The organism is Shewanella sp. MR-4, from assembly GCF_000014685.1.
GTDB lineage: Bacteria > Pseudomonadota > Gammaproteobacteria > Enterobacterales > Shewanellaceae > Shewanella.
Genome location: NC_008321.1, coordinates 2136280 through 2147643, shown reverse-complemented (window position 1 = coordinate 2147643; position 11364 = coordinate 2136280). Strand labels below are relative to the sequence as shown.

The following is an 11364-nucleotide window of genomic DNA, read 5'->3' as shown; positions in this document are numbered from 1 at the left end:
ACAGCTCCGTTATTTAAATTGCTTCAGGAAACGCAGGTCGTTTTCGAAAAACGCACGTAGATCGTTTACGCCGTAACGCAGCATAGTTAAACGCTCAACGCCCATACCAAAAGCAAAACCAGAGTATTTTTCTGGATCGATGCCCACGCTACGTAGCACATTTGGGTGCACCATACCGCAGCCTAACACTTCTAACCATTTGCCGTTTTTACCCATCACGTCTACTTCGGCTGAAGGTTCAGTAAATGGGAAATAAGAAGGACGGAAACGCACCTGCAAATCTTCCTCGAAGAAGTTACGCAGGAAGTCGTGTAACACACCTTTTAATTCGGCGAAGTTAACGTTTTCATCCACCAGCAAACCTTCCACTTGGTGGAACATTGGCGTGTGAGTTTGGTCGTAGTCGTTACGATACACACGACCCGGTGAAATAATCCGCAATGGCGGCTTTTCAGTTTCCATGGTACGGATCTGCACGCCCGAGGTTTGGGTACGCAGCATCAGCTTAGGATTAAAATAGAACGTATCGTGGTCGGCACGCGCTGGGTGGTGCTCAGAGATATTCAAGGCGTCAAAGTTATGGAAGTCATCTTCGATTTCTGGCCCTTGTTTTACCGAAAACCCTAATTCCCCAAAAAAGGTTTCGATACGTTCAATGGTGCGCGTCACTGGGTGTAAACCACCGATATCGATAGTGCGGCCTGGTAGCGTCACATCAATCTTTTCGGCGATTAATTTGGCCTCCAGCTCGGCACTTTTCAGGCCGTCGATACGTTCAGTTAATTTCTGTTGAATGGCCTGTTTCGCATCATTGACCGCCTGACCAAAAGCGGGTTTTTCTTCAGGACTTAAGCTGCCCATCATTTTCATCATGTCGGTGATCTTACCCTTCTTACCCAGGTAATCGACACGGATATCATCCAGTGCTTTTAGATCACTGGCCTGGTCAATAATGACTAAGGCTTGTTCTACGATCTCAGTTAACTGCTGCATTTTCTCTTCCACTGCATAGTCGCGCTTGATAAACAAGTGCTATGGGCGCCAAACTTTCAGGCTATTTGGGTGCTCAGGTTATCGGGCGTTAATGCCAGACGCTTAGCTAGCTATAACGAAATAAAAGGAGAGAAATTTTACGCGAGCGAGCAGCATATTACTAGGGTTTATTCGGGGTTTTTATCATGCAAATTCATGTGTTACCCCAACAAATCCGTTGAGTTTGACGCCTTGGAAAAACATTTGCTGATTTTTACAGCAGTCGCTTCATCAAACACTAACTACTAGCGACCGATGTAACTAAACTGTAAACTTATGTTTGTACCTTGCCAAAATTGCAGCAAAACAAACAAAAATGCCGCAATTGGACAACAATAATACAAGCAACAGCTTACGAAGCAGAAAAGCATAAAGTCTATGGCAAACCGACCGATATCCATTTGGTCACAGCCCAATTTATCGAGGCGCTAATGAAAGAAGTTAAATTTCGCTGGATAGATCAATATCTTATCCACATGACCTTAAAAACCAAATTTGCAATTCTCGCCCTAGTTCCCATGATTATGATTGTGGGATTAGCGGTCTTTTTAAATACTCAGTTTAGGGACACCCTGCTCGAAAGCCATTTGAACGGCATTCAGGACTCGTCACAGAAAATCAATCAACTCGCGGCGCAGATCTATAACAAACTACCCGAGCAAGAACGCCAAAATCTACCGAATATGTTGAGCCAAGGCTCGCAGAATATACAGATTGTCACGGTTTCAGAGGCCGACAGCCGCGCGCAAACCATTGCACGCAGTGGTGGCGGTATCGATACCAGCAGTTCACCTAATAGAGCCATAAGCTCGGTGAACGAGCACAATATGCTAACCATTATTCCCGTCGACGAGCGTCAACTCGATGCCCTGCTATCTGCCGATAATCTCTTGGTTTATAGCGTGATGGCGGTGCTGTTATTCGTGCTCTTTCTCTTTAGCTATTACATTTCCACCTTTGTGGGCGGCGCACTCTATACCACAGTCATGGCACTCAAACGTGCCGCTTCGGGGGATTTGACTGGCCGATTAAACTTCTTCGAAGTGAAAGATGAGTTCAGCATTCTTGCGATCAGCATCGACACTCTCGTTGAACGTCAACATACCCTAGTGAAGCAAATCGCTGAATCCACCAGCAAAATTCGTGAAGTGGTTTCATCTTTTAGAAGCACGGCGCAGCAAGGACAAGCCCTTGCGGTCAATCAACGTCAGCATCTCGACTCCTTAGCCACAGCGATGGAAGAAATGACCGCCGCGGTTAAAGAAGTGGCGCGTAACGCCGAGCAATCTTCAGCCGAAACCCAAGAGGCGAATCAGCAGGTGAATGCAGGCTCTAAGGATATTGAAACCACAGTTAGCGCGATTGATGTACTGTCTGATGAGATTTCTGCGGCCTCAGATGCGGTGAATATCCTCAACGAAAACGCCAGTAAAATTGATGAAGTGGTATCGACCATTAATGCCATTTCGCAGCAGACTAACCTACTCGCCCTCAACGCCGCGATTGAAGCGGCACGTGCTGGCGAACAGGGCCGAGGTTTTGCCGTGGTTGCCGATGAGGTGAGAACCCTTGCCGGTCGCACACAGGCGGCAACGGTTGAAATCAAATCGATGATCGAGTCATTGCAACAAGGTAGCCGCAACCTGACGCAAGTCATGTCGCGCACCGTTAGCCAAGCGAGTGAAGGCAAGCAACATGTGCTGCAAACGGGTAAAGATCTCGAGTCAATTGCCCATCACAGCAGCCGCGTGTTCGAAATGAGTGTGCTAATCGCAACATCAGCCGAAGAACAATCGGCAGTGGCTAACGAAATCGCGACCAATCTGATGGAAATTCGCAATCAATCCCACGATGTCGAGCAATCGGCGAACCAATCTGTGTCGGGTTGTGATGAACTGCAGGCAACAGCAGGACAACTTGACCAACTGATGGTTGGATTAAAAGTCTAATCCTTAAAAAGTCTGAGTTAAGCTAAGAAGGGATAGTTTTATCCCTTCTTTATTTCTTCTGTAACGTCCTTTCCCCTTTCTTCCCTCGCTTGCGTATTTGATTTTTTAAGTTTCTCTAACACCATCTTATTGCGCTGGATACCAAACAAATTCATGGGTTGGAGCGCCAGTCGTTTGTATAGGTGATTGGCTAGTCCTTCTGTTATCACGCCCCAAAAGATAACCGCATCAGATACCATATCTTATTGTTATTAATATAAATATTTACACTAGCTTTACACGTTTCTCGACGAGAGCAACTTGCTGGCACATTTAAGAATAATTATCATTCGCCAAAATTTTACAAGGAAGAATGAAATGCCTGCACAACCTGATATCCGCCTGCCGCGATTTTCCCGTAACGCCCTCACCTGCGCCATCGTCTTAACTCTGAGCGCGGCCGCGACACTCGCTCAAGCAGAAGATGAGCCCGATATGGAGCGCATGGTCATCACTGCCACTCAAACACAACACTCTGAGCTCTCGGCGCCAGCATCGGTTTCGGTGATCAATCGTAGTGAGCTTGAAGCTTTAGTGATCGACGATCTCGCCAGCGCCGTTCGCTATTTACAGGGAGTGAATATCAGTGAAGGTACGCCCTATGGCCGTAACGAAATCAGCCTTCGCGGCCTAGATTCCGACTACACCTTAATCTTAATCAATGGTCGCCGCGTCAATTCCCGTCAGGCGCTAACCTCCAACTACGGTAATGACTTTGACCTATCGTCTATCCCCATGTCAGCCATCGAGCGTATTGAACTTGTCCGTGGCCCCATGTCGTCCCTCTATGGCTCCGAAGCTTTGGGCGGTGTAGTCAACGTCATCCTACGTCAACCGACCGAAAGCTGGCAAACCAGTATTGGCGTGCAATACGACACGCCAACCAGTGGTGAAGGTGGAGATAGCACTAAATACAACTTCTACAGCAGCGGTGCGCTCATTAAAGACAAACTGCTGGCGAACTTGATTGTAGATAGCAATAAACGTGATGCATGGCGTTCTGACTTAAAACCGGCCATAGATGCGCTTGAAGATAGGGATGAAATCAGCGCCTTAGCCAATCTACAATGGTTAATCGACACGCAGCAGGATCTGCAATTTGATATCAGTTACGCCAACGATGAGCGTGAATCCGATTGGAATAACTACGGCACTATCCTGACCAACAACCAGCAGGCAGAACGGATCAGTTCAGGCCTTACCCATAATGGCCGCTGGGATTGGGGCGATACGCGCTTACGCTATTATTATGAAAATGTCGAAGTGACCGATAATTCGGCGCTGATCGCACAAATTGGCCATATTACTCAAACAAACCACAATCTTGATGGGCAAACCACAGTGTTACTCGGCGAACATATGCTCACTGGCGGCGCCGAATACCGTTGGACCAAACTTGAGAACAGCCGCAATATTTTAGGCGATGGCACGCTAGACGATAGCCAAGCGGCGCTGTATCTGCAGGACGAGTTCAGTTTAGGGGAGCTTAGCCTCACCCTCGGCGGGCGTGTCGATCACCACGATGTGTATGGCACCGAATTTAGCCCTCGTCTGTATCTGGTTTATCCGCTCAGTTCCGAATGGGTAGTCAAAGGTGGTGGGGGTAAAGCCTTTAAAGCTCCGAATATGTCGCAGTCTCAAGCCGATTATATTATCCCAGCCTGTCGCGGCGCCTGCTCTGTGGCCGGTAATGGCGATTTACAACCCGAAACCTCGGTGAACTACGAGCTATCGACCCAATATCAAGCGGACGATTTTGGCGGTTCAGTCACCTATTTCCACAATGATGTGGAAAACAAAATCATCACCGAAACCTGGGACAGAACCCCTGGCGCGGTACTCACTTATCAAAACGTTAGTGAAGCTAAGATTACCGGGTGGGAATTGCAGGCATGGTACGACTTAACCGACAGCTTAAGCCTGAGTGGCAACTACAGTAAAACCGATGCCAAGGATAAGCAAAATGGTGCGCCTTTTACCCTAACACCCGAAGATAGCTATAACCTCAAACTGCAATGGCAAGCGCTGGAGGGATTATCCACCTTTATCGCCTACCACTACACGGGTGAACAATATCTGCGAGCTAAAGTAAAATCTGATGGTTATGGCTCATTAGATATCGGTGTTAATTATCAAATAAACCCAATGTTTAGAGTCAAACTAGGGGTGACTAACCTGACGGACGCCGAGCGCGATCAAATTGCCACCGATTTGGATTACATTCAAAAGAGCCGCAGTGTCTATGCTGGGGTAACGGCAAGCTTTTAATCCTTAACGGCCTGCAACCGCAGGCCTTTTTCATCCGTTGTTCGGCCAGCGTGACGTATTAGATCAATAGGCGATTAAGGGATTTTCCTTAAAAATTGCAGGACTTGGTCTAAATCTCGGGTGCGCGACATCGGCGGCAGGGAGTTTAAAAAGGCCTGTCCGTAGGCGCGATTCACAATTCGATTATCACAAAGAATGAGTACGCCGCAGTCCTTTTCGTCACGGATCAAACGTCCAACCCCTTGCTTGAGTGCAATAATCGCCTGAGGTAATGATACTTGAGTAAAAGGATCGCCGCCCTGACGGCTGATATTGTCGGCGCGGGCACGGTAAAGCGGTTCATCGGGTGACACAAAGGGCAGCTTATCGATAATTACGCAGCTTAATAACTTGCCGCGCACGTCCACCCCTTCCCAAAAACTGCTCGTGCCCAGTAACACCGCATTCCCTAGTTGGCGAAACTTGGTCAGCAGACTCTGCTTGCCCGCCTGCCCTTGCACCAATAGCGGATATTGAGTTCGTGTGCGCAATGCCAGCGCGGTTTGCTCGAGCATTTTATGGCTGGTAAACAGAATAAAGGTTCGCCCCTGCGCCGCCTCAATCGCTTTGACACACACATCGACTAACTGCTTAAGCGCTTGCTGCTGATTCGCCACATTCCCCAGTTGCCTCGGCACACAAAATAACGCCTGACGCGGATAATCGAAGGGACTGTCTAAGATATGTGCCTTGGCATCGCTTATCCCAAGCTCCTGTGCAAAATGCCCTAGGCTGCGGTTCACTTGCAAGGTCGCCGAGGTAAAAATCCAGCTAGTACTGGCCACAAATAACTGCTGGCACTCGCGGGCAATATTGATGGGTGACATTCGCAGCATGACAAATCGACTACCAAACTCAACGCTGTACGCCGCCTGCGGGTTATCACAATTAAAAAATTGATTCAGTTTATGATTAAGCTCAGTCAGCTTTACTGCAATATCATCCAATAATTCACTGCGTCCCACGTGCACAAGTAGCAGCTTTTGCAGTGCGGTTAATTCAGCCAATAAATCCCAAGAGGCTAAGGCGATGGATTTATTACCAAGTTGCATCCGCCAGTCCGACTCACCACTCGAAAATAACGCATTATGCCAATCACTTAACTTGGTTAAACAGCGCTGACAGAATTGAGCAATCTGCCCCGTATCGCTGAGCTCAGTTTGATAAATCTGCAATAACTTTTGCAGATAATCATCGATGGTGCGACTCGACGATTGCTGCCCAAAGTAACTGACGCAGATGTCTGGCAACAAATGCGCCTCATCGAAGATCACGACATCGGGATCGGGCAACAGCTCGGCAAAGCCCGTATCCTTTAACACGCTATCGGCAAAGAATAAGTGATGATTCACCACGATGATTTTTGCGTCCATGGCGCGGCTGCGGGCCTTACGGGTAAAACAGGCATCATAAAATTCGCAGCGCTGCCCAAGACAGGTCTCTTTGGTACTGACCACTAAGGGAAGCGCGGGAGAGTTTTCGGCAACAGAGGTTAAGCCACCGATATCGCCATCTTTACTCATACCCGCCCATTGATTGATTTTGAGTAAATCATCCAATAAGCGCGCCTCAATATGGCTGGCCTCCTGCATCTGCCTATCGAGTCGATGCTGGCATAAATAGTTATTGCGGCCTTTTAATAAGGCAAGCTTGGGCGCAATCCCAAGCATAGATGTCAATGCGGGTAAATCCTTTAGAAACAATTGCTCCTGCAAGTTTTTACTGCCCGTGCTCACGATTACTTGCTTGCCACTTAAGATCGCCGGAATTAGATACGCGAAGGTTTTACCGACCCCAGTTCCCGCTTCAATCAGTGCATTGCCCTTACTCGCAATCGCTTCACTGATGACTTGCGCCATTTCAACCTGACTCTGACGCGCACTAAACCCTTGAATATGCTTGGCAAGCACCCCATCGCTGGCAAAAGCGCGCAGCACTTCACTCGCCAATCGGCTCATTGGACGTTGAGCGTCGCTCGACTGCTGATTGGATTGCTGAAGTTTGGCTTGCCGCATCGCTGGGCGTCGGGAGTGATTCAAGGGCGTGCGAGGTCCTTTAATAGGGTTAACATAATACGGTTCTAAGATGGCGGACTGTGGCTTAAGTCGTAAACAATTATTAAGGAGCCTGACTCCGTAAAGCCGCAGTGTAATTAAGCCCGTCTAATAATACCAATAGTTTCAGTCCTGCGCCGAATTCAACATGAACATAGTTCTATGCGAGAATATTACGAAGTTTGGTGGCCAGTCGAAAATACGCTTAAAAGATTGGTGCTCCTTGCCACGGATGAACGTTTATAACGCGACAGGATGATTCAATGAAATACCTTTCTGGTTTTTTACTATTGTTGGCTTTTAACCCCGCCTCATGGGCGGGTTGTGATGAGGTGACTTCACAATGCCTCGTTATTAATGGGCAGGAAGAACGCTCTGAATCTTGTGAAATCGCAATTTGCGCCAATATGAGCGAATACCTAGTTGATGTCTTGCTCGAAAATGGAGGTACCATTTTTATGAAACAGGATAATCAATCGCAGCTTATTCGTGTTAATGGCAACCCAGGTATCTTCATTAGGCCGTCCCCCGAAAAGAGTGACCAAACCTGTTATGCTATGGCAGATAAAAGCATAACTTACTGCTTGCCTGATGCAGTGCTGTAATCAATATTGATAACCGTATATTTTAGACAGCAAAACAGACTGCAGATAGCTAACTATCAAGGTAAGCGTGGAGCATAGGGGTTAACCATGCAAACGACATTATCTTTGTCACAATATGTGAAAAAGCGAAATGGTGTGCCACTGGGTGCTAATCACTCGATGAGGAATATGCTATCCCGCGCCCTTGGCGCTAAGTCATTCCCCATTTTTTGGCATTATTGGAATCCGATTTGGGGTTATTATTTATCACGTAATGTCATGCGTCCAACCAGTCAGTTTCTGCCCATGTGGCTCGCCGTACTCGTCACCTTTTTGGTCAGCGGTGCGCTACATGATCTCGCCGTCGCTCTAGTTAAATGGCAAACCATGTTCTTTTTTACCCCTTGGTTTGGCATCATGGGGATTATCGTGATTGCCTCAAATAAATATGGCCTTTCCTACAGCGCATTACCTTGGATTATGCGGGCCTTGATTAATTTTCTGTTTATTTTCTCATCATTTGCGTTAACCGGATTCATGCTGGGTCTATTGAATCCTTAACCCTAATTAACTCGTCCTAATGATGTAAATGATGCTCGCTCAAAAGGATATTTCATGCGATTAACATTAACCTTGGAAACCCTATTATCCCAACTCAGTTCTTTTTCGTGGCACTTGGATGTGTATAAAGCCCTAGATCAACCATTAAGTCCCACAATGTCGGTGTTAATCATTGACGATGAACTTGAAGAAGAGCGCGACCAACAGGATGAACCTCTCTACCCACAAACCCAAAGCTATCAATACGTTTTGAGCATTGCGGACTTACAAAGTATCAAGGCTAATTTAGTGCAACAGCTGCCAAATGCTACCTTGCATGACTTAATTCATGCCGTCAGTTATTACTATCAAAACGATGCTTATATAAATGTAGAGTGTTAACCGCTTTAATTGAGATTTTATAAGATAAATTAAACCCAGTTATTTAAGATAAAAAAGAATCAGATATGGATAAAAAAGCAAAAAGGATTTTATTCTCCACCTATTGGAAGAATGGTTGGATTGACGCCAAAAATAGAAGTCTCCCCGAGTCCGACTTTAACTACGCCAAATCGAAAGGATTAATGTTTGATCCTTTAACTATCTCCCACGATGAATGCATCCTTGCCATCACGGCGCTAGTGAAAGACATATCGCAAACACAAGTAACAAAAGGATTTTTAAGCAGTCTAACCTCTAGGCGATTGGATTGGCGCTCATCCCTTGCATCCTATGCGATCGCCCAAAAAATCCCATCACACCAATATGCGCCCGTCATTTCAGGCACTTCTTATACGGATGGCAAACCAACGGCACACTCCTATACCTGTGGCATTTGCCGAGACAGTCAATATGGCATCCGAGGAAGTGAATCCTATAACGAGATGGATATTAACGTATTCAATTTCGAGCGCATTAAATGGGGCGGCGTGCGCCATGGCGATATTTTGTATACCTATTTTGATTTAAACCAATTTATCAAGGCCGATATTCCAGAGCCGACGTCAGAAGATATTGTCTGTTTTAGGGAAATATTAACGATTATCGAAACATCTGAGCCGAACGATTATCCCAGCGCATTGGAGAAAAGATTAGCGAGTGTAATAAAATCGAGCAAAGCTGAACGACAAATATTAATCGAAATATTAGCCAGTCTGGGAATATTAAAACCCCGTTGTTTCGATAGACAACGCCAAGGCAAAAATGACTGGGTATTTGCCGAATATTGGCGTGGTGAAGACAAATATTGCCAACAAACAGTTGATCGCCTGTTTGGAGAATATTTAACACGGTAAAAGGGATGTCACAGCACTAATTCGGCATTAGCGCTGTGACTGACACTCATACTCAATCGCCAGTCTATAGGATGCTGCTAGATAAAATCTGCCATCCTTGCCGCTATCCTAGCTGCCGAACGGTTCTAAACGTAGAGTCAGCTTTCTGCCCATCCCTAGCAAACCTCAAGTAGTCCCCTCTTGCAATCGGTTGATTTACCTTCATCGACCACCAAGATGAAACATTTTCATAAAGCGCATAAATATTCTTATTTAGTTAAAATTAGCTGTTGCAAACGACACAGAAAGCGGTTAGCTTAAAAAAACGTTCGATGGATAAGTATCCATCAGCACCGAATTCAACAGAATACAGAGTATAGAGAGTCATATGAGCCCATTACTGAACGCTATCCACCATCATCACCACCATATGCGGTAGCCTTCGGACGCTCACTGCCGGAGGACTGTATCCTTCTGGCGGACTGATTCAAAGATGATCACTAACCCCTGGAAGGAATTCCGGGGGTTTTTGCTTTTAGGCTTTTTAACTTACAACTTAACCCGTGTTTAGTATGTAATTTCAATATGTTAGCTAGACAAATGCCGGCCAAACATAGAAACCAGTTAAACCATGCGACAAAAGAATATCATTTTGAATTTGTTAACTTTGAGCGAGACAAGACTATGACTGAATCAAACCGTTTACGCATCGCCATCCAAAAATCTGGCCGTTTATCCACCGACTCACAGCAATTACTCAAGAGCTGCGGTGTTAAGTTTTCCATTAACGAACAACGTCTTATCGCGCACGCAGACAACATGCCTATCGATTTACTCAGAGTGCGTGACGATGATATTCCAGGGCTGGTGATGGATGGCGTGGTCGATTTAGGCATTATTGGTGAGAACGTGCTCGAAGAAGAGCAGATTGAGCGTCAAACCTTAAATAAACCCGCCGAGTTTGTGAAATTACGCCAACTGGATTTCGGTGCTTGTCGCCTGTCGTTAGCTGTGCCAACCGAATTTAGCTATGCCGATGCCTCATCCTTGGAAGGCTTGCGAATTGCCACCTCCTACCCCAACCTGCTGCGCCGTTTTATGCAACAAAAAGGCATAAGTTATCGCGACTGTATGTTAAAAGGCTCGGTTGAAGTCGCGCCGCGTGCCGGGCTTGCCGATGGCATTTGTGACTTAGTCTCCACCGGCGCCACCCTTGAGGCCAACGGTTTATACGAGACCGAAGTCATCTACCGCTCCATGGCCTGTATTATTCAATCGACCCAAACCCAAACGCCGAGCAAACAAGCGCTAATCGACAGAATTTTATCCCGCGTAAACGGCGTGATCCGCGCCCGTGAAAGTAAATATATTTTGCTGCACGCCCCCACTGAAACCTTAGATCAAATTGTCGCCCTGCTGCCCGGCGCCGAAAACCCGACTGTGCTGCCATTAAACGACGATACTAATCGAGTGGCCATCCACGCCGTCAGTACCGAAGATTTATTCTGGGACACCATGGAGCAGCTCACCGCGCTCGGTGCCAGCTCTATCCTCGTAATGCCAATTGAAAAAATGATGGGGTGAT

At 46.6% G+C, this 11364-nt stretch carries 9 protein-coding genes; 7 read left to right on the top strand and 2 right to left on the bottom strand.

Features of this window, described 5'->3' with window-relative positions; translation table 11 throughout:
* Positions 1 to 9: 9 nt before the first annotated feature.
* Complete coding sequence (gene pheS / locus SHEWMR4_RS09540) at positions 10 to 993, bottom strand: phenylalanine--tRNA ligase subunit alpha (protein ID WP_011626306.1); 984 nt, start codon at positions 991 to 993, stop codon at positions 10 to 12.
* Between the two features lie 470 nt (positions 994 to 1463).
* Between pheS and SHEWMR4_RS09535 the strand changes: the two genes are divergently transcribed.
* Positions 1464 to 2981: a methyl-accepting chemotaxis protein gene (locus tag SHEWMR4_RS09535; RefSeq protein ID WP_011622578.1), complete on the top strand. Its 1518-nt coding sequence runs from the start codon at positions 1464 to 1466 to the stop codon at positions 2979 to 2981.
* A 357-nt stretch (positions 2982 to 3338) separates the two neighbouring features.
* Positions 3339 to 5288 (top strand): TonB-dependent receptor domain-containing protein, encoded by a 1950-nt coding sequence (locus tag SHEWMR4_RS09525; protein ID WP_011622577.1) that lies wholly within the window; start codon positions 3339 to 3341, stop codon positions 5286 to 5288.
* Positions 5289 to 5362: 74 nt separating this feature from the next.
* Here the strand turns inward: SHEWMR4_RS09525 and SHEWMR4_RS09520 are convergent, their stop codons facing one another.
* The gene (locus SHEWMR4_RS09520; protein WP_011622576.1) at positions 5363 to 7342 is read right to left on the bottom strand and encodes an ATP-dependent DNA helicase; all 1980 of its coding nucleotides are present in this window, start codon (positions 7340 to 7342) and stop codon (positions 5363 to 5365) included.
* Positions 7343 to 7644: 302 nt separating this feature from the next.
* Between SHEWMR4_RS09520 and SHEWMR4_RS09515 the strand changes: the two genes are divergently transcribed.
* The 5 genes from SHEWMR4_RS09515 (at position 7645) to hisG (ending at position 11363) form a co-directional block, all read left to right on the top strand.
* Positions 7645 to 7986, top strand: coding sequence for a hypothetical protein (locus tag SHEWMR4_RS09515; protein WP_011622575.1), 342 nt, complete (start codon positions 7645 to 7647; stop codon positions 7984 to 7986).
* Positions 7987 to 8073: 87 nt separating this feature from the next.
* Complete coding sequence (locus tag SHEWMR4_RS09510) at positions 8074 to 8526, top strand: acyltransferase (protein WP_011622574.1); 453 nt, start codon at positions 8074 to 8076, stop codon at positions 8524 to 8526.
* A gap of 54 nt (positions 8527 to 8580) precedes the next feature.
* Positions 8581 to 8907 (top strand): hypothetical protein, encoded by a 327-nt coding sequence (locus tag SHEWMR4_RS09505; protein WP_011622573.1) that lies wholly within the window; start codon positions 8581 to 8583, stop codon positions 8905 to 8907.
* A 65-nt stretch (positions 8908 to 8972) separates the two neighbouring features.
* Positions 8973 to 9800 carry a hypothetical protein gene (locus tag SHEWMR4_RS09500; protein ID WP_011622572.1) on the top strand — a complete coding sequence of 276 codons (828 nt, stop codon included), beginning with the start codon at positions 8973 to 8975 and terminating at the stop codon, positions 9798 to 9800.
* 663 nt (positions 9801 to 10463) lie between these two features.
* Complete coding sequence (gene hisG / locus SHEWMR4_RS09495; protein ID WP_041409034.1) at positions 10464 to 11363, top strand: ATP phosphoribosyltransferase; 900 nt, start codon at positions 10464 to 10466, stop codon at positions 11361 to 11363.
* The last annotated feature ends 1 nt before the right edge of the window (position 11364 follow it).